The 20,561-nt window shown below is 49.0% G+C and carries 13 protein-coding genes; 6 read left to right on the top strand and 7 right to left on the bottom strand.

Annotation, left to right across the window (positions count from 1 at the left end):
- Positions 1 to 197: 197 nt before the first annotated feature.
- Together yccS and BZG76_RS09125 are read left to right on the top strand one after the other, a co-directional pair.
- A complete protein-coding gene (yccS, locus tag BZG76_RS09130) occupies positions 198 to 2,459 on the top strand; it encodes a YccS family putative transporter (RefSeq protein ID WP_077461080.1) in 2,262 nt (753 codons plus the stop codon).
- A gap of 236 nt (positions 2,460 to 2,695) precedes the next feature.
- The gene (locus BZG76_RS09125; protein ID WP_077461079.1) at positions 2,696 to 3,865 is read left to right on the top strand and encodes a Card1-like endonuclease domain-containing protein; all 1,170 of its coding nucleotides are present in this window, start codon (positions 2,696 to 2,698) and stop codon (positions 3,863 to 3,865) included.
- Between the two features lie 118 nt (positions 3,866 to 3,983).
- On the opposite strand, the gene udp is transcribed toward BZG76_RS09125, so the two are convergent.
- The 5 genes from udp to BZG76_RS09100 form a co-directional block, all read right to left on the bottom strand.
- Positions 3,984 to 4,745 (bottom strand): uridine phosphorylase, encoded by a 762-nt coding sequence (udp, locus tag BZG76_RS09120; protein ID WP_077461078.1) that lies wholly within the window; start codon positions 4,743 to 4,745, stop codon positions 3,984 to 3,986.
- 228 nt (positions 4,746 to 4,973) lie between these two features.
- Positions 4,974 to 7,232, bottom strand: coding sequence for a zinc/cadmium/mercury/lead-transporting ATPase (locus BZG76_RS09115; protein WP_077461077.1), 2,259 nt, complete (start codon positions 7,230 to 7,232; stop codon positions 4,974 to 4,976).
- Between the two features lie 156 nt (positions 7,233 to 7,388).
- Positions 7,389 to 8,615, bottom strand: a complete 1,227-nt coding sequence (gene gltS, locus BZG76_RS09110; RefSeq protein WP_077461076.1) for a sodium/glutamate symporter — start codon at positions 8,613 to 8,615, stop codon at positions 7,389 to 7,391.
- Between the two features lie 400 nt (positions 8,616 to 9,015).
- Positions 9,016 to 9,432 carry a CBS domain-containing protein gene (locus BZG76_RS09105; protein ID WP_025744667.1) on the bottom strand — a complete coding sequence of 139 codons (417 nt, stop codon included), beginning with the start codon at positions 9,430 to 9,432 and terminating at the stop codon, positions 9,016 to 9,018.
- 137 nt (positions 9,433 to 9,569) lie between these two features.
- A complete protein-coding gene (locus tag BZG76_RS09100) occupies positions 9,570 to 10,352 on the bottom strand; it encodes a DUF2927 domain-containing protein (RefSeq protein ID WP_077461075.1) in 783 nt (260 codons plus the stop codon).
- Between the two features lie 184 nt (positions 10,353 to 10,536).
- Between BZG76_RS09100 and BZG76_RS09095 the strand changes: the two genes are divergently transcribed.
- The 4 genes from BZG76_RS09095 (at position 10,537) to BZG76_RS09080 (ending at position 17,764) form a co-directional block, all read left to right on the top strand.
- Positions 10,537 to 12,543 (top strand): M4 family metallopeptidase, encoded by a 2,007-nt coding sequence (locus tag BZG76_RS09095; protein ID WP_077461074.1) that lies wholly within the window; start codon positions 10,537 to 10,539, stop codon positions 12,541 to 12,543.
- Between the two features lie 198 nt (positions 12,544 to 12,741).
- Complete coding sequence (locus tag BZG76_RS09090) at positions 12,742 to 14,541, top strand: Na/Pi cotransporter family protein (protein WP_241824072.1); 1,800 nt, start codon at positions 12,742 to 12,744, stop codon at positions 14,539 to 14,541.
- A 124-nt stretch (positions 14,542 to 14,665) separates the two neighbouring features.
- Complete coding sequence (locus tag BZG76_RS09085) at positions 14,666 to 17,101, top strand: M9 family metallopeptidase (RefSeq protein ID WP_077461073.1); 2,436 nt, start codon at positions 14,666 to 14,668, stop codon at positions 17,099 to 17,101.
- Positions 17,102 to 17,206: 105 nt separating this feature from the next.
- Complete coding sequence (locus BZG76_RS09080; protein ID WP_077461072.1) at positions 17,207 to 17,764, top strand: sugar O-acetyltransferase; 558 nt, start codon at positions 17,207 to 17,209, stop codon at positions 17,762 to 17,764.
- Between the two features lie 75 nt (positions 17,765 to 17,839).
- Here the strand turns inward: BZG76_RS09080 and BZG76_RS09075 are convergent, their stop codons facing one another.
- Both BZG76_RS09075 and BZG76_RS09070 read right to left on the bottom strand, forming a co-directional pair.
- Positions 17,840 to 19,330: an aerolysin family beta-barrel pore-forming toxin gene (locus BZG76_RS09075; protein ID WP_077461071.1), complete on the bottom strand. Its 1,491-nt coding sequence runs from the start codon at positions 19,328 to 19,330 to the stop codon at positions 17,840 to 17,842.
- 339 nt (positions 19,331 to 19,669) lie between these two features.
- The gene (locus tag BZG76_RS09070) at positions 19,670 to 20,452 is read right to left on the bottom strand and encodes a transcriptional regulator (protein WP_077461070.1); all 783 of its coding nucleotides are present in this window, start codon (positions 20,450 to 20,452) and stop codon (positions 19,670 to 19,672) included.
- Positions 20,453 to 20,561: the final 109 nt, after the last annotated feature.

Genomic DNA, 20,561 nt, shown 5'->3' with positions numbered 1-20,561 from the left:
GATGCTTGGCATGCTACTGCTCACCACCCTAGAAATCAATTCACTCGCCCACAAAGCTTGTTCTCAGCGTCGATTCTCTTAAGGAATTGACCTACCGCAACCAAACGATAAAAGCGGTGCTTAAAGACGCATTCAGGGTTAGTTTCTCGGGCCGTTTCTGGTATCTTGCCAGCATTGTTGGCCGATAACGTTTATTTATGTCTTTTTCTCTGCCACGTTTTCCCACCGTGCCACTCACGTTGCGTGAGTATTGGGCCAATCACCGGATTAATGACAGCCTTCGTGTGCTGATTGCGCTGATGGGCGTTGCCTTGTATGCCAGTTATGCTGGACGTACCGATATTGTCACCCCGCTCGTCCTTGGCGTCATCGCCTCGGCACTGGCAGAAGTGGACGATCATTTTTGGGGCCGAGTACGCGCACTTGGTGTCACCTTGGTCTGTTTTACTGTGGCGGCGTTTTCCGTCGAGCTCTTATATGACACGCCATGGTTATTTGCTATCGGCCTCACCGTGTCGAGTTTTGGTTTTATCATGTTAGGGGCCATTGGTGAACGCTATGGCACCATTGCGTTTGCGTCGTTACTGTTGGCGGTCTATACCATGCTAGGCATGGAGCAAGGCAGTGATATGTGGTTACAACCCATGATGCTGCTATCAGGGGCAGTCTGGTATGGCCTTTTGTCGCTGATATGGATTGTCATCTGGCCTCATCGTCCGGTACAGCATCGGCTCGCGGCGGTATTTCGCCAAACCGCGACCTATATGGAAACCAAATCGAACCTATTTCACCCTGTGACAGAATTGGTCCCCCAGCCGACCCGCATCGCCGCCGCGAACCGAAATGCCCAAGTCGTCGCCGCACTAAACCAAGCCAAGGCATCTTTGCTGGCCCGTGCACGACGAGGGCGATTGACTAAACGGCATCAAGCGTTGCTGCAAACCTATTTTATTGCCCAAGATATCCATGAACGTGTCAGCTCTTCGCACTATCGTTATCAAGATCTTGCCGCGCAGTTTTTCCATTCTGATATCTTGTTTCGCTTTGAGGCCTTGCTCAATGCCCAGGCCAGCGCCTGTCGTAATGTTGCACAAGCGTTATCGATCGGGGCGCGCTACCAGCACCCAAAAGCGGGTCAGCAAGCGTTACTGGCCATCCAGCAATCGATGCAATATTTATTGGCTGAACAAACCCAAGATGCCTCACGCATGGCCTTACTTCATCAGCTCGATTTTCTCTATAAAAACCTAGAGACCGTTGAGGAGCAGTTGGCGAGCCTTAGTAATTTAGCTGCCAATGATGGCACACAAGAAAGCGAACTGGCCGACCCCGATGCGCGCTCTCTGGGCGAAATGGTGTATCGGATCCGTCGTCAGATGACACTCAAATCGCTACGTTTTCGCCATGCGGTGCGCCTCTCTTTGTCACTACTCGCCGGCTATGGGGTGATTCAAGGGCTATCGCTTGAACATGGGTTTTGGATCTTAATGACGATTCAATTCGTTTGTCAGACGAACTACTCGGCGACGCGAAACAAACTCAAAGAACGGATCCTAGGGACCGTGGGTGGGTTGCTATTAGGTGTGCCCGCTTTGTATTTGTTCCCCGATCCGAGCAGCCAGTTAGCGTTAATGGTGATCACGGGGGTACTCTTTTTCGCTTTTCGTACCGTGCAGTATACGCTCGCGACCCTGTTTATCACCCTGCTGGTACTCATGTGCTTTAGCCAATTTGGTCAGGGCTTTGCGGTTATCTTGCCACGGCTGGGAGATACCGTGATCGGCTGCCTGATTGCTGTCGCCGCCGTTCGTTACGTGCTCCCCGATTGGCAAGCGCACCGGTTGCGTGGGATCATGACCGAGGCGTTACAAGCCAATCGTGATTACCTTGCCCATGTGATCGCACAATATCGTGTCGGTAAACGCGATAATCTCGCCTACCGAATCGCACGTCGCCATGCACACAATGCCGATGCCGAGCTCACCACCGCCATCAGTAACATGTTGGTCGAGCCCGGACGCTATCGCACCAACATTGAAGAGACGTTCCGGTTTTTGTGTTTGAACAATGCGATGTTGAGCTATATTTCTGCGCTTGGCGCTCACCGCCGTCGCATGGACGATGAGGTTAATCATCAGAAAGTGGCGCAGCTGCATCGTGACATTCACCAATCACTCAATGCGTTAACCGAACGACTCCGGCGCGAGCTGCCGACCGAGCAACCCACTCAAGTGGCATCAACCGGTGATAAAACCCTCTCCGGCGACCTGGCAGACACTCACCCAGACGTTGTGTATCACGACACCCCAGAGCCTAACGTCGCCGCTCATGATAGGGTCGATAACACACCGTTAAGCATGGTGCTGCAACAGTTAACATTAATTCAGCGTATGATCCCTGAGTTAAATATGCTCACTGCGACATTGCGTCAGCAAGCACTCAAACAAAGCCGGACTTAGCGTCTCCTCACACGCACGTGCCCAGCTATCGAGCCGTCGTTGGCTGGGCTTGCGGTTAAAACACTGACACTGACGCCTCAAGGTCAGCACTCTGTCAAATTACACTTATTTACGCGATCTACGGTTGAAAGCCTGACGTTGAAGACGGATATTAGATCCATGTCATCTGTTGAGTCTGGCAACTATACTTATCATTTAGCGGCTTGTTGTCGCCGCATAGCCCGCCTGGAGCATTTATGGCTATTCATGTAGGAATCATTGATTCGGATCCAGTCCGACTCGTTACCCCGGTTTTACATCAACAATTGCCTGTCAGTAAGTTGGTATTGATTGGTACGCTTGAACAAGATCTCGAGTTTGAGCGACTCACTCGTGTGTTAGCCCCGAAAGGCATTGAAACGGAGTTTTTTGAAATCTCGGATGATATCAATATCCGAGAAGTCAAAAGCCAAGTAAAGCGTCTTGCCGAACAGCTCACCCAATCTTCTGAAGACATTCTTTTTAATGCGAGCTGTGGCCTACGCCACCAATTATTGTCTGCTTACGAAGTGTTTAGAACCTATCAATGGCCCTGTTATGTGATTGAGCCCTACAGCGACGAATTGTGCTGGCTCTATCCCGACGGTCTTCCACAGCAACAGGTTGAAGATCATATTAGTTTGACCGAGTACATGACGATTTTTGGTGCCCGTTGCGCAGATCACGATGAAGAGGAAACCGGCTGCCTCACCAATGATATTTATCGGTTAGGAGAAAAATGGGCGAGCAATGCGTATGAATTAGGCCCAGGCTTAGCCACTTTAAATTACTTAGCGACCACTTGCCGAAAAGAACAGTGCCTGGATGTTGCATTGAGTGAAAAACAGCAAGGCTATCGCGAACTTGGGATGCTGCTCGACGATTTATCGGATGCGGGATTAGCGCGCTACGAAAATGGTGTGCTCACTTTTAGCTGTGAGGAAGCCCGACGTTTTGCCAACGGAGAATGGCTGGAAAGCTACGTGCACCACACGGTCACTTCTATCCAAAAAGAGTTACCGACCATTCAAGACAGTGCGCTTTCTATGCAGGTTTATCGCCAAATTGGCGAGCGAGAAGTCCGCAATGAGTTAGATGTCGCCATGGTGGTTAACAATAAGCTTCATATCATTGAGTGCAAGACAAAAGGCATGTCTAGCGACGGTGATGACACCCTGTATAAATTAGAGTCTTTGCGCGATTTACTGGGTGGCTTGCAAGCACGTGCGATGCTGGTCAGCTTTAGACCATTACGTCATCACGATATTACACGGGGTACAGATCTGGGTTTAGCTTTGATCGGCCCTGACCAGCTGGCCAACTTACGCACCCATCTTTACGATTGGTTTATTGCCGCTGGCGGTACTATCGAAGTAAGAACAAGTTAATCGCTTACGCAAGGCGATACGACACGTTCGACAACCTTGTCGGCAATAAAAAACGCGGTGCTCATCAGGGCACCGCGTTCAAGGATAACGATATCGCGCTAGCTGATATCGCGCTAGCTTATAGTAGCTTACGGGCCGCTTCCACCACCACTTTGATCGAACGTGCTTCCGTTTCTTTTAAGGTCGCGTGATCTGGGATTTCTTTTTGCGTACGGTTGATAATCACACCCGCGACACAACCAGCACGTAAGCCTGAGCTGGCACACATGGTCAGCAAAGTGGCCGATTCCATCTCAAAGTTCAACACACCCATCTCTTGCCATTCTTGCATTGAGCCTTGGAAACGACGCACAACGCGACCGCTAAAGGTGTCATAACGCTCTTGGCCAGGGTAGAAGGTATCACTTGATGCGGTCACCCCTGTATGTACGGTAGCACCATCTTCATCAACGGCGGCTTTCATCGCGGTCGCAACATCAAAGTCAGGCACCGCTGGGAATTCCATCGGTGCAAAGTGAGTACTGGCACCGTCAAGACGTACAGAGCCGGTGGTCACGATCATATCACCGACGTTAATGTCAGGCTGGATAGCGCCTGTAGTACCAACACGCAAGAAGGTATTCACGCCTAATTGCGCCAATTCTTCTACCGCAATAGACGTTGACGGTCCACCAATGCCGGTTGAGCAAACCACCACGGATTTGCCATCTAGCCAACCGAGGTACAAGGTATATTCACGCTGTGAGGCGAGAAACGTTGGGTTTTCCATCAAGTTCGCGATTTTTTCAACGCGAGCAGGATCACCAGGAATGATGGCAGTGGTTGCGCCTTGTAGATCGGCTTTTGTGACGCCAAGGTGGAATACAGGGGTATCAGACATAATCAGTCTCCTCGCTGGATGCTATCATCAGCATTTAAAATAATGTAAGGCCTACCGAGGTAGGCCTGAACTCGTTATTGATTATGTGTTTAGGATACCCAAATCTGCTCCTTTTTATGTGACCATAATCGACATATTGCACTATCATCTCTTACAGATTTCAGGATTTAGAGATCGACATCACTTTATAAAGGTAAAAGCAGACATAGGGTGTCCTCATTTTTGGTCCTAATCACGCAACAGGCGTAATGCATTCAGTGTCACCAACGCTGTCGCCCCACTGTCTGCCAGTACAGCCACCCATAAACCGGTGATCCCTAACACACTGGTGACCAAAAACACCCCTTTTAGTCCTAGCGCAATCGTGATGTTTTGCCGCACATTGGCTTGCGTCGCGCGCGCGAGCTGAAGAACGCGAGGCAGCTCAATTAAACGATTATGGCTCAATGCTGCCTCGGCAGTTTCAAGCGCAACATCCGTCCCACTGCCCATCGCGACCCCCAACTGAGCGGCTTTCATTGCAGGAGCGTCATTAATGCCATCGCCAATCATGGCGATCCGATACTGACTCGCGAACGCTTCAACCGCCGCAACCTTGTCTTCAGGTAATAGTCCAGCACGATAATCAACCCCTAACTCGTCGGCAATTTCAGCAGCGGCTGTCGGGTTATCCCCTGTCAGCATCACAGGATGGATCCCCATCGCGCGGATCTGCTCAATCGCCTCACGTGCGTCCTCGCGCAATTTATCGCGCCAGCCAATCATGCCATAAGGGCGCTCATCGACCATCACTACCGCAACGGTGACTCCGCGTGCCGCGATCTGACTGGCCTGTTGATACTGCGCATGCTCGAGCGTGGCGTCCGAGAGTTTGTCGAGCGCAACCATCCGAACAAGCTGGCCGTCGACTGTCCCTTCTACGCCTCGGCCTGCATTGGCTTGAAGCCCTGTCGCATCGGGGATAGAAAGACCGCGTTCCGTGCTGTAGAGCACGAGTGATTTAGCCAATGGATGATGACTACCGCGTTCGATCGCTGTCGCCAGTTGCAACAGCGTGGTTTCATCGCCTTGCCACACGCAAACATCCGTGACCATGGGCTTACCTTCTGTCAGTGTGCCCGTTTTATCAAAGGATACTGCGTTGATACTTGCCAAGCTTTCTAGCGCCGCTCCCCCTTTAATTAACGCGCCTCGACGTGCTGCCGTGGCCAAGCCCGAGGTGATAGCCGCTGGTGTGGAAATCACTAGCGCACAGGGGCATGCAATCAATAATAGTGCTAGGCCACGGTATAACCACTCTTGCCAACTGGCAGCAAAAAAGAGGGGGGGAACGACAACCACTAACACGGCTACGCCAATCATCGTCGGGGTATACCAACGACTGAATCTATCGATAAAGCGTTCAATCGGTGCTTTTTTTGACTCGGCTTGCTCAATCAAATGCAGGATTCGGTCAATGGCGTTTTCACCTTGGGCAGAGGTCACCGTCAGTGTCACCGTTTTATCGGTGGCTAAACTGCCTGCCATCACGGTGTCGCCTGCTTCAATATCGACCGGAATCGACTCTCCCGTCAGGGCGCTTTGATCAAAACTCGCCACCATTTCCATCAACTTGCCATCCGCCGGCAAACGCTCACCGGCGCTAATCTCAATCACATCACCGGGCGTTAATGTGCTCGCCGCAACGGCTTCACGTTCACCGTTTTTGCCCACTCGCGTCACGGTTTCTGGCACTAACGCCATTAATGATTGAATACCGTCACGGGCACGCGTCGAGGCATAGCCTTCCAGCCGCTCGCCAATGAGAAACAGTACCAACACCATGGCCGCTTCCGTCGTTTCTCCTAGGTAGAGGGCACCGAGTGCGGCAATACTCATCAGTGTTTCAATGGAAAACGGGGATCCCTGACGTGCCAGCCTGCCCGCTTTGAGTAAGATAGGCGTTAATCCGACCACGGTGGCGCCGGTAAATAACCAGTCTGATAGTGAGGGAGACCAATAATGCAGGCCCCAGGCGATGAGCATGCTGCCAATCAATCCAAACAGTAGTGCATCATCGCGCCACTTTTGCCAGCCAGAAGGCTCTATAGCGGGTTGATTTAATGCCAGCAGTGGAAAGCCCACTTTTTTGGCCGCGTACTGAATCGCCGCAAGCGTATCAGCGGGTGCATTGTGGGAGAGAGACACCCGTAACTTTTCAGTCGCAAACAGTACTGTCGCACTTTCAACACCCGGTGTGGCGTGAATCGCCTTCTCTAGTTTGGCAGCACAGCTTGGGCAGTCCATTCCCGTCACCGCCCATTCATGAGTCACAGAAGAGGAAAAGCGATGCCTGTCAGGATCGTCGTCACCCGCATTGCCCTCGCCATCTTGATGACTCGAACAGCAACTTGTTTCTTGACATGTGTTTGTCACCGCCTCTGTGGACTGAGAAACGGTTTGGTGATGGGGTTGGTGACAATGGTGGTGTCCGCAGTGTTTACACATAATCGACTCCTTTGTTGGTCGTTGTGTTTATCATTTACGGACAGTATAAGGGTTGGAGCCCACTCCAGAGTCAAGGACGGATGTATCACTATAAAAACACCCAGCCGTTGAATGGCTGGGCGTTAATTTTAATTACCGCGACGTACCCGCAATGGGTTACTGAATCACAAAAATATATCCTTGCAGAATAATGAGATTCACGATGTCGATAAAGAACGCACCGACAATAGGAACGACCATAAAGGCTTGAGGCGCTGGCCCAAAGCGGTTAACGATCGAGCCCATGTTCATGACTGCCGTCGGTGTCGCCCCCAAGCCAAAACCACAGTGCCCACCAGCAATGACCGCACTGGTATAATCGCTTCCCATTAGCTTAAAGGTGACATAATAGCTAAACAACCCAATCACTACCGATTGAATCGCCAGAATAATCAGAAAGGGCACGGCTAAGTCGAGAATATTCCATAACTTCAGCGTCATTAAAGCCATCGCCAAGAATAGAGACAGAGAGACCGTCCCCACCATATCAACCGTTTCTGATTCAAGCTTGCGTAAATTAAACAGCTCTAACGTATTGGTGATGATCACACCCAAGAATAACGCATAAACAAAGTCAGGGATCATGAGCCACTGAATGTTGAACTGACTAACCCATTCAGATAAATGACTTGCACCTGTAATACACAATAACAAAATAAACAAGACTTCAATCACTTTTTTAGCAGTGACTTTATCTTCTTCATTTTCATTATATGTGACTAATTCAGGATATTTTTCGTGCGTTGTTGTCCCACGTCCATACTCAGATTCGAGTTGGTGTTTATTAATCAAACGCTGAGCAACAGGGCTACCAATAATCCCGCCAATAACGAGGCCGAGTGTGGCTGAGGCCATTGCGATCTCAAGCGTGCTTTGAATCCCATATTCATCGGTTAATATCTGTGCCCAGGCTGCGCCAGTACCATGGCCACCTGATAGCGTAATTGAACCGGCGACTAAGCCCATTAACGGATCAAGGCCTAGCAGCGAGGCAAAACTAACGCCAATCGCATTTTGAATGATAATATAGACAGACGCGATCGCTAAAAACCAGAAAACCTTTAGCCCACCTTTGACTAACTGTTTATAATTGGCTGCCAAGCCAACGGTGGCAAAAAACATTAGCATAAAGGTGTTTTTTAACGGTAGATCAAATTTAAAGTTTATACCGTTATAATGTAAAACTGAAATCACACAAGCAATGATTAACCCCCCAACAATAGGTTCGGGAATATTAAACTTACGTAATGCGGGAATTTTTGAATTAACGAAATGGCCTAGAAAAAGTACACCAATAGCAATCAAGAATGATTCTAGTGCACCAATTGAATTGAGTTGATACATATAACCTCTTTGTTTCTCTCACCTCGTCCTCCCTGATCGTCCAATTTAACCTTTTTTTCTACCTCATTTGATATTGTCGTAAAGTCAATGCTGGCCTCCACACCCACGATATTCCCGCATCCTGCTTATCGTATTCACTGCATGACAGGGGCTAACCTCTGTATCCGCACGGCAGGCCACCAGCTTGCCAATGGGCAGCACAATAGCAGAAAACCTTAAATCTGGCATCAAAAATCGCACGATCTATCACGATCATCGCTTTAGTTATTGAAATATCAATATTAAAAGGCAGGATAACAGCAGAGTATGCTGATTAAAAAATAGACGAAAAACGAGAGAGGGTGCTCAATCCAACCACCCTACTGACGGCTCAGTAGGGTGCGTGCGTATCGTACTGTGGTCACACAGGGTGGGTTAAACATTCGCCCATCTGCATCCCAATGGCGCGCAGGATGTCACGACGCGTGATGATCCCAACTAATTTACCTTCATCGACGACCGGATACAGTTTAGGTTTGGTCGGTGCCATCATTTCGGCCAGTTTAATGATACTGTCTTCTGATTCCACCGCTAACGCGTTGGGCGTCATGCAATCTGAGACGGTGTGTGAGTCTTGACAGTGGTAGCTGTCTCGTAACAACTGCTGCAACATATCTTGCTCGGATATAAAGCCCACCAAACGCTTATTAGCATCAATGACTGGTCCTCCCGTTTGCTGGCTACGAAGTAACTTTTCGAGCGCACTAGACAACGGCATGTCCTGCGAGAATGTAACCGGTCGTTTGTTCATATAATCTTTGACTGTAATCGACTCCATGTCGCCTCCCCAAATCGTTATGACATTATTAGTCCACCCTTTAAGTGTCGTCTAAGTTGGCGAAATGTCTAAATCACTTTCAACAATTTTTGTTATCGGGCAGACCAATCATCAACACGTTGGCATCTTCGGCCAGGCTACCATCCGAGTAACGGATAGAGTTTTCCGGTTTTTACTGCTCGATGGGCGTTATTAATGGTGCCATCTTGCGCCCACTTTGTGATCACGGGCCGAATAATTGCCTGGGTGGTTTCCCAGTTTTGCCCTGGTTTTACGGCATCGAGATATAACAGCTGCAACAGTAGGCTATCGAGTCCAGTCAGTAACTGCTGCGAGCTCTGATCGTTAAAAATAGACGGATAGACTCGGTTATCGTCATTGGGTAACCCCATGACTTGCGTCAACTCTTCCACCACGCACGCCACCAGCTTACCTTTTGATCGGGCGAGATCGACGGGGATCACCACCGCCGCATACTGAATTACCCCGTGTCTATCCACTTTAATGTTGGCAGCACATATCGCGTTCTCTAATGGCGAGACATCGTCCGTCGCAAACTGTTTGCGTGCATCGTCTAAAAAACGGGCATGATTAGTAAATACGATCGATAGATTGGCGCGTTCAGGCCTTTCGGTTGGGGTAAAGGCTACCCCAGTGATTGATTGCAAATGACTAAGATGGTACGCCACTAAATTATCATGTAGCTCACTGTTATTGATTGGATGGGCAATATGATACCGAATCGGCGCTTGCCACTTTCGGATGCCCTGCTCCCCTTCAATATATTCGCTTTTCATTGCTATTCGGTAAAAAGCGTCAAGGATATAACCAGGCGATTGCCACGCCTGATCACTCGCCTCGGCCGGAACGGTCCATAAACATCCTATCAATATCAAAGCCAGCCATCCTCGGCGATACACAGCATCACTCCTTTGTTTTCATTACGTTATCCAGCGTCGCTGCAAAAACAACAGAAAAATGGAAGCCATGTACCATTTTTCTAGACAGATTTTGAACCGGATCGACACTATGACTCCAATCACATTTTACTCTAGCAATGGCTGTGGATAGTAACCAGGATCTTTCCTATCTAACGAGGATATTATGCGTAAAACGTTACTTGCCTTATTTATTCCACTTGCGTTGCCCGCTTATGCCGCCAATATTGTCGATGCGACCAGTATTGATTTGAGCGAAGCACTCGCACCTGAGCAATCTCGCAGTGCCATGGTGAATGGCTCTCCATTAAGTTACCAAGAGCAATCTCGCCTTAACATTGGTGGCCAATCTCTGGTTCGCAAACAACAACTTCATTACGGTATTCCTGTTTATGGTTACTCGGTGGTTGAGAACACATCGGCGCGCAATTTTGCGCCGGATGTAAAAGGCGAGGTCGTCACCGGTATTGAGTCTGATATTGGCAGCACGCTGCCGATGTTGAATCAGCAACAGGCTATTGCCATTGCACAGGGCGAATCTACCCCAAATGCGCGGCAATTTAAGCAACCAGATGCGAACACACAGTTGTTGATTTGGCTTGATGAGCAGCAAACTGCGCGCCTGGTGTATAAAGTCGACTATTTAGCCAGCGATAATGGCCATCCGTCACGCCCGATTAAAATTATCGATGCGAAATCCGGCACTGTTTTAGATAGCTGGGAAGGCATCGCTCACCTAGAAGCGAGTGGCCCAGGAGGGAACCAAAAAAGTGGTCGGTTTAACTTTGGTCCGAACACGCAGCTCGGTGGATTCCAGGTGAATAGTCGCTGCCAAATGGACAGCCCCGACGTGAAAACCATTAATATGAACAACCGTGAATGGGGCGGACAAGTTCATCAATTTAATTGCCCTCAAAATACCTATCGCCAAGTCAACGGCGCCTATGCCCCGATGAATGATGCGCAGTACTTTGGTCAGCAAGTTTTCAACATGTATCAAGATTGGTTAGGTGTTCGCCCTATTCGCCAGCAGCTCACAATGCGTGTTCACTATGGTCAAGGCTACGGTAATGCGTTTTGGGATGGTCGCCAGATGACATTTGGTGACGGAAATCGCAGCATGTACCCGCTTACCACTTGGGATGTGATTGCACACGAAGTCAGTCATGGTTTTACCGAGCAAAACTCTGGCTTAGAGTATCGCGGAATGTCTGGTGGCATGAATGAAGCCTTTTCAGATATCGCTGCCGCAGCGCTAGGCCAGTATGTATTCGGCGACTTTAACTGGAAAATGGGTGAAGATGTGATGAAGCATAGCGAAGCCATGCGTTATTTCATTAACCCCAGTAAAGACGGTCGCTCTATTGGTCACGTTGATCGTTACTATCAAGGCATTGATGTCCACTTAAGCTCGGGGATTTATAACAAAGCCTTTTATCATTTGGCCACCAGCGAACAGTGGAATATCAAAAAGGCCTTCCGCGCATTTGCAACTGCTAACCAACTTTACTGGCGTCCTAACGCGAGCTTCCAACAAGGCGCGAATGGGGTTTGCGAAGCAGCTAAAGACCTTAACTACCCTGCGGGGGCAGTGAGTCAGGCCTTTGCAGAAGTCGGTATCGAGATGCAAAACTGCCAAGGTGGCGGTGGCACACCGACACCAGAGCCTGAACCACAACCCGAGCCGCAGCTAAGACCGCTCACCTTAGAGCAGCCCGTGCAAATTCAAGGTACAGCGGGAAGCACACAGCAGTTTGTGGTTCAATCCGCACCACGCGGTACGGTTTGGCTACAACCCTATCGCGGCCAAGGCGATGTCGATTTATATGCCGCTGTCGGTCGCCCGGCAAGCGCGAATGATCATGACTGTCGTTCAACCAATTCGGGCAACGATGAGTATTGTGGCTTTAGCCAAGTTCAAGGCCAAGACATTTATGTCACGGTAACCAGTAATGGTAACTACACCACGAATGTCTTAGCCCGGGTTGATGACCGCGGTGTAGAAAAAAATCGCTGCGCCAATATGCCTAGCTGGAGTCAATACAATTATTACTCGGCCGGCGTACAGGTTCAGTATCAAGGACACTTTTTCCAAGCCTCACAAAACAATTGGGGCATTGATCCTATGTCCAACCAATGGGTTTGGCGCTACCAAGGTCGTTGCCAAGGCTAGTTTCCATGGCGGCTGGCATCATGCCAGCCGCTTCATTTGTCTGTTACTGATCATGCGCCCTATCCCTTGCCAGTGAAGCGATGACGTATTGTGATCCCCGCGCGATTCTCGCCGATAATGGTACCTATCTCTCGCATTACTGATTTATTACATCTATGTTAATGATTATTGGTAACAATTAAGTTATGGATGGATTGGATGCAAAAAAAGGTATTTCCCACAATCGGACGCTGGCATCACCTCGCGCTGCTCCTTCTCCTCATCCCTACCGCTGTCTGGGCCGCTGAGGCCAACACATCGTCGATTCATTACCCGACCATGCTCATGGGGCTGCTCGGAGGTCTTGCTCTGTTTTTATACGGCATGGATAAGATGTCCAATGCGCTTAAAAATGCCGCAGGGAGTCGGCTCAAATCCTTGTTAGCGCGACTAACGACTAACCGGGTGGCTGGTGTATTCACAGGAGCCGGTGTGACCGCAACCATCCAGTCTTCCTCTGTCACCACAGTGCTATTAATTGGCTTTATTTCTGCAGGTTTGATGTCGCTGACACAAGCAACAGGCGTGATCATGGGGGCCAATATTGGCACCACGGTAACGGCCCAGATTGTGGCCTTTAAAATCACCCAAGCCGCGTATCTGATGGTCGCTATTGGCTTTTTTATTCAATTTACCGCCAAGGCCGATAAAACCAAGCAATACGGCAAGATGCTGTTTGGCTTAGGTCTTATCTTTACGGGCATGAATATGATGAGTGAGGCGATGTCACCCCTGCGCGGCTATCAGCCATTTATTGATGCCATGGCCCAAATGCGAAACCCCTTCCTCGCTATCTTGCTTGCAGCCTTGTTTACTGCATTAGTACAATCCTCGTCGGCCACCACCGGGATTGTGATCGTATTAGCGGGACAAGGCTTTATTTCGTTGGAAAGTGGGATCGCACTTGCCATGGGGGCTAACGTCGGGACGTGCGTCACCGCATTATTGGCCGCCATCGGCAAATCTCGCGAAGCCAAGCAAACCGCCAGTGTTCATATTCTCTTTAACATTATTGGCGTATTCATTTGGTTGCCAATGATCAGCACGCTCAGTGATTGGAGTGTCGCGCTTTCGCCGATTCACCCTGATTTAACCGGCGTTGAACGATTAGGAGCTGAGCTCCCGCGTCAAATCGCGAATGCGAATACGTTATTTAACGTCGTGAATACGCTTATTATGCTGCCATTCGTGGGAGGATTTGTTTGGCTCGCAAAAAAAATCATACCAAAAACGCCTAAACCAACGATCAGCGAACGGCCGATTGTCGCACCGAAATACTTGTCGAAAGAACTATTGATGACGCCAGACATTGCTATGGACCAGGCGCAGCTTGAGATAGGTCGCATTGGGCGTAGAGTTTGTAACATGATGAATGCCCTACCGCCTCTAACCTCAAAACTGGCCACGCAGCAAGAACAAAGCGCTGCCGTGGAGGCGCTGGGGAAAATAGAGACTCTAGAACAACAAGTAGATATTCTACACGGGCATATTTTGTTTTACTTAGGACGACTGCGTAAAGAGCCACTTTCACAGGTACAAAGTGATCGTCAAATCATGCTGATCAGTGTGACCGACCAACTCGAAAGCATTGCGGATCTGATTGAAGACACCTTAGTTCCCATCATGGATAAATCACTTCATGCGGAGATTAGCATCAGCCCTGAAATGCAATCGACGCTTGATGAAATCCAAGATAAGGTGACGCATGCGTTACTTGATAGCGTGAATGCGATTCGACGTGGGGATACGCAACGGGCTAAGCGGGTACTAAACACCAAACGTACCCTTAACGCGCTATTGGATAAAGTACTGGCTCATCAAGCAGAGCGTTTGGTCGAGCATAACCCCAATCGTCTTCAACTGTTTAGTATTGAAATGGAGTGGACCGAATCGCTCAAGCGCGTCTATACCGTGACCAAACGTATTGCCAAGTTGCACCTGCGTGAAAAAGAAACGTAATGATGAATAAGTAGCTGATAAGACAAACAAAGTGGAACTAAGCCCTAATATTTGGGCTTAATTCGCCAAAAATATCGAGAAAATCGTTATAAAAGCTCCGCCCAAATTAAACTAGGAGCTTGAAATGTCTTATGAATTTCCTTCCCGTCCCAAGCCTCTTTCGGCACTTATCGCGCTTGCCGCGCTAAGTAGCACCAGTGCATGGGCAAGCGAGTCATGCGAGGTCGCCGATTTAGCAGCCAGTGCTAGCCCTATCCAAGTGATTGCGAATGCAGATCGCAGCTGCTTTACAAGCTGGTACGATACCCAATCAAGCCGTTATGATTCCGTTTACCAAGAAGCCTTTGTCCGCAAAGTCGCTCAGCGACTAGAGCAAACCGTCACGCAATATCAAGGTCAAGCAACGCAAGCACGCCAAATCGCCAACCTCACTGAATATATTCGCGCAGCTTATTACGTCCGCTTTTATGGTGACACAGACCAAGCTGATTATTCTGATAAGCTTGACGAAGCATTGGCGCATACCATCGTCCAGTTTCTACAATCCCCTTTTGCAACCGAAGATGGCCGTGCGCAAACCGATGCATTACATGGCCTGACGTTGATGGCCGATAGCATTAAGCAATTACCACAAACCTTTAACCTACAACTGCGACTGCTGGAAAACCTGAATCAAGCGCGCTTACAAGAGCGTGGCTATGTCAACGCGCTGAACAATCTATTTGTCGCCATGGCAGGTCATCAATCGCGTCAAGCCTTCTACGATGTGCTTGCAGCTGACTTGTCTTTGATCGATCGTCTCTACCAGTTTGTCATTGATAATCCTCAGTTATCACAAACTGAAAACGGTGCTTTATTGGTGTCGAATACGGTCCGCGAGATGGGCCGATTACTCATGGCACCTCAGCCAAGTATCCGTGCACGGGTTCTGACCCACTACCGTGATCTTCTGCCTCGTTTTCCTCTGGGTGGCGCCAACGATGCCGTTTGGGTCGGACTGGTTGAAATGGTCGATGCGTTTGCCCCAGATAAAATGAAGGAGTTAGGCCTCATCGATGCCAAATCGACGTTAGCCACCAAAATCGTTCCCTATCGTTATCAATGTGATGGTCCTGCCGTGATCCGCTCACAAAGCATGACACAAGCGCAGTCTCAACAAGCCTGTGAAAGCCTGCATCAAAAAGAAAACGCATTTCATCAAACCGTTCGCTCCGGTTATCAAGCGGTGGCTGATGATCTAAACGACAGTGTTGAAGTGGTGGTATTTGATAACCCGTCGGACTACAAAACCTATTCATCGTTCTTGTTTGGTAACTCGACCGATAACGGCGGCCAGTACTTAGAGGGCGACCCAGCAAGCCCTGACAACCAAGCTCGCTTTATTGCCTACCGCAATGACGAGGGGAAATCGCTCTCCATTTGGAACCTCGAACACGAGTACGTTCATTATCTTGATGGCCGTTTTAACATGTACGGCGACTTCAACGACGTGCTGCGTCATGGTCATACCGTGTGGTGGCTGGAAGGCTTTGCTGAATACATGGCTCATGGCGATGACTATGCCGAAGCAATTCACTTGGGCAAAGAAGGCGGTTATTCACTCAGTGACGTGTTTGCTACCACCTACCAACATGATGTTAATCGTGTGTATCGTTGGGGGTATTTGGCCGTACGCTTCTTGTTTGAAAAGCACCCAGAAGCGGTAGATGCGTTGCTCGCAGCCGGACGAACTGGACAATTTGAACAATGGGCAAGCTTAGCCAAAGAGTATGGTGAACAATATGGCCCCGCATTTTCGCAATGGCTGACGACGCTGGATAGTTCAGATGGCGGCGAGCCTCCTCGTCCAGATCCTGAGCCTGAGCCTGAGCACCCAGACGTTACAACCCTGTCCCTGGGACAAACCGTCACCATTAGCGGGCAGGCATACAGTGAACATCTCTATCAGATCGACCTGAACCGTGCCGCCACTGCGCTTACCTTTAGCATCGCGGGCCAAGGCAATGCTGATCTCTACGTCGCTAAAGACCGCCAGGCGCACTATTATGACTTTGACACCACCGAGTGGAACCAAACCAGTAATGAAACCGTGACCCTGAACGATGTGGAGCCAGGCCGGTATACCTTAAGTGTCACCGGACGCGGAGACTTTACCGATGTCACTGTCGCGGTAAATGCGGAAGGCCAAGTCGATCCCGAGCCAACGCCAGAGCCACAGCCTGAAACACCGGCTGGCACCGATGACTTGCGCCCGGCTCAGCTTAACGTCGCAAGTCCCAATAGCATCAGCGTCTATCAACGCCGTTACCTGTATGCCGATGTGCCTGAAGGTGCGACCAAAGCGCAAGTGTGGGTCATGGCAGACGGTGATGCAGGTGATTTGAACGTGTTTGCGGCTGAAGAGTATTGGCCAACGCAAGCGCAAAATCAGGCAGCCTCTGAAAGACCCGGCAGCAATCAATACATTGAGGTTGACTTACGCAACCAGCAACATTTTTACTTGCTACTCGCTGGCGACGGCAGCCGGAGCCAAACCGATGTTCGTGTTTACTTTCAATAGCAACTAAGCAACGTCAATATTATCAAGCGCTACCCTAGGTGGCGCTTTTTTAAGTCACCTAGAACTGCAACATCCGTCGTTTTGGGGTTGATAAGGAGATAAATAATGACCGAATGGGAAAAGATGTGCCAAGGACTTGTGTTTGATGACAGCGATGGATCCATTGATATCAGGCGAGACCATGCCACACGAACCTTATTAGCATTCAATCAAAGCCTAGATACGACGACAAGAAAGCAACTGCTTACCACGTTATTACGTACCATCGGCGAAGGTTCGGTCATTCAACCTCCGTTCCATTGTGAGTTTGGCGAGACCATTGAGGTTGGCAGCAACACCTTAATCAACATGAATGTCACTATGCTGGATGGTGCACCGATCACGATTGGCAACCATGTGCTGATTGGCCCCAATACGCAGTTCTACACCCCTACCCACTCCCTCGACTATCAAAGCCGCCGCGCATGGGAGACATGGTGCCAACCCATTGTGGTAGAAGACGATGTGTGGATTGGCGGTAATGTGGTGATCTGTCAAGGAGTCACTATCGGGGCACGCAGCGTCATCGCCGCCAATGCGGTGGTTAAACACGACGTGCCACCTGACAGTCTTTACGGCGGCACCCCTGCACGTTTCCTAAAGGCACTTAATGGCAATAGATAGAAAAATGAATCTGGCTAATCAATTAAGGCCGCACCTTTGGGAGCGACCTCTTTACTGACAGCTTGGTCTTCCTGCTTACTTCACAGGTTTGATGGTCAATTCGGCATTGTCGAAACCGAGGCTCGCAAGTTCATCGGAGTCAAAGTTAGAAATCAATTCTACCCCATTCGCTTCGCCCGTCGTGGTCATTGGCGAAATAGATCGCTTGACGCGAGAGGAAGCCGTTTGGCCAATCGGCTTTGCATGGCCAAGCTCAATGGTCCCTGCATACTGGGATTCCGCATAAAAATCACCCGACACGTAGGAATAGAAAGGACGTAAGCTCTTTCCTGTTGCCCACTGCATACTTTCTAGGCCATATTTTTCAACCGCCCAGCTCCAGTCCCACCATTTCACTTCGCCAGGAATGTAGCGGTGATGCCACTGATAAGCAATATCGTGCTCAGGCTTGCTGCTACGTCCCATCGTAAATATATGTCGTAAAGTAGGACGATCTTCAGGGTGCGAGTACCACGCGTTTCCGCTCCAACCCAAGAAGCCGTCAAAAGTCACGTCATAACTAATATTGGCGCCAAAGCGGTACGGGTAAGAAATGCTCGACCGATAAAGCTCGACGCGAATAGGGATCTCGGAGTTCGCCGGAACAAATGGACGCGCTTGTAACGTCACCTGCTCACTGCTCGAGCCACCATTACTGTTAGCAAAGCTTTGATTCGCCTCAAATGAGATAGAGAGCTTTGTTTTGCCTACCAATGGCCACTTAAATTCGTTTTCTGTTTGTACTGTTTGCGCAAATCCATAAGTGTTGGTTTTCGACCAATTAGTGGCCWCATCGACTTTGAGATCAACGACCACTTGTTGAGGCTCGTCGAGGTTGTTGCGGGCGACAGCAGAAATCGTTTTGACTAACTGTTTATCGGACTCAACCACATCACCATGCCAGAAATCACTGTCATTTAAGGTATAAGCAAAGTTATCCACTTTGATGGTGGTTTTATCACCACAGCGGTAGCCATCACACCCGCCATCATTATTGCCCCGAATCAACCATTGATCACCGGAACGCCAAACGTTCATATCTTCACCGACGTAATCACTGTGATTACCACCTACCCATGCGTAACCCAGGTAATGCGCGAGATAGCTCAGCGGTTTGACAAATTCACTGCGATTATTGACCAGTGAATATTGGACATCGAGCTCAGTCCCTTCTGGTACGCTTTGAGCGGCGTAATCCGGAATATCGCCCTTATCATTGATGGGATAACACCATGTATCTTTCGTTTGACCGTAGTGTTTGATTTCACCGTTATAGCCGCTACCCATGATCGCCCAATCGCCTTCGAGCCCAGCGATTTGCCATTTCCCCATGCGATCGTTCAAAAAGTGGCGGTGGGTACTCGCCTCGTCTGCCGTTAAGGGCCGATAGTTGGCCCGGCATTGGTCATCGCCTAAGGTATCAAGCACAATTTGGTCAGGATAGACTCTCGCCTGTGCAACTCCCGCACTGACGAGCACTGCGATGGTGGAGAGAGTCAAGGTTGTTGTACGTGAGATTGTCGCCATTTGACGTCTTCCTTTTGTTAGGTGTTATTAGAGTCTGCCAGCTATTCGAAAGCTGACCTTTTTGACTTTTCCACAGCCAACAATAAAAACAAAATGAAAAACGATGATTTAAATTCCCCTTATAGTTCATTACTTTAGGTTAAATTCATATTTATTCTCATAAAGTAAAACGTGATATTTATTCAGAACTAAAAATCACGCAAAACATAGCAAAAAAATATATATTAGAGTTAAGGCTCTATTATTTAAGTAAGAACATCTATGAGAGGGAGTCTAAATAATAAGATGTCGCAAAACACACTCGAAAAGGCTCATAAAAATAAAGCAAACACTCTATTTTTATTCCTCAGCAAGAAATTGCTCAAGTTTACTAGTGGCATGCTTGATATTGAAAGGCGAATAGCGGATAAACACACTACGGTTGGTCTTTCTTGATACAAAAACCATCGTTGCTATCTTGTGCCTGTTTTCTACATATACAAGGCAATCACATTGACTGTGGCTCAAAAACTGCTCAATCGGAAAGTCAAGCCGTGTTTCTTGAGGGTAAAAAACATAAAGGCTACCGACACGTTTCTGTGTCAGCCCGCCTCGCTGAACCACATCACTCCAACGCCAGCCATTGATTTTTCCTACCACAAACACGCTGCTCGCCACACAGGCAAATAACATCAACGCCATCATGACACACTGGCGTATCGGTTTACTCGATACTGCCTTATTGTCAGCATCATGCCTCGATTCAGCAGCAAAGAGACCCGTTACCGCATTCGTCGTGACGGGGGCTACCTTAGTTTGCTCTACGGTTGTTAGTGACTCGCCGACAGTCTTGGTTTCTACCATGCCAGCGACCATGCGATAGCCTTGCTTCGGCACGGTGATCACTAAGGTCGGGTCTGCGCTAATCGTCATTAAGCTTCGTCTTAGCGCACTGATCGATTTGGCTAACGATGTTTGACCAATGTATTCATTTCCCCACGCATAACAAATCAAGGTTTGCTTACACACGGTCTCAGGCGCATGCAACAACAGGCATTCCAGTACCAAGGCTTCTCGGAAGCCAAGTCGAGTAGATTTGTGGTCTTGATGGAGTTTCCTAGCAACGGCATCGAAGTAAATCATAGGCTTTTTCTTTTGATTATAAAAAACTCAATAATTCATTGCGATAGTAAACGTTTTAATTAGAAACAAGATCACACTTTACATAAAAGTGAGATCCACTCTATTAATA

The sequence above is a fragment of the Salinivibrio sp. AR647 genome, assembly GCF_001995415.1.
GTDB lineage: Bacteria > Pseudomonadota > Gammaproteobacteria > Enterobacterales > Vibrionaceae > Salinivibrio > Salinivibrio costicola.
Note: the sequence above shows the minus strand (reverse complement) of the source record. Positions and strands in the feature narration are given on the sequence as shown.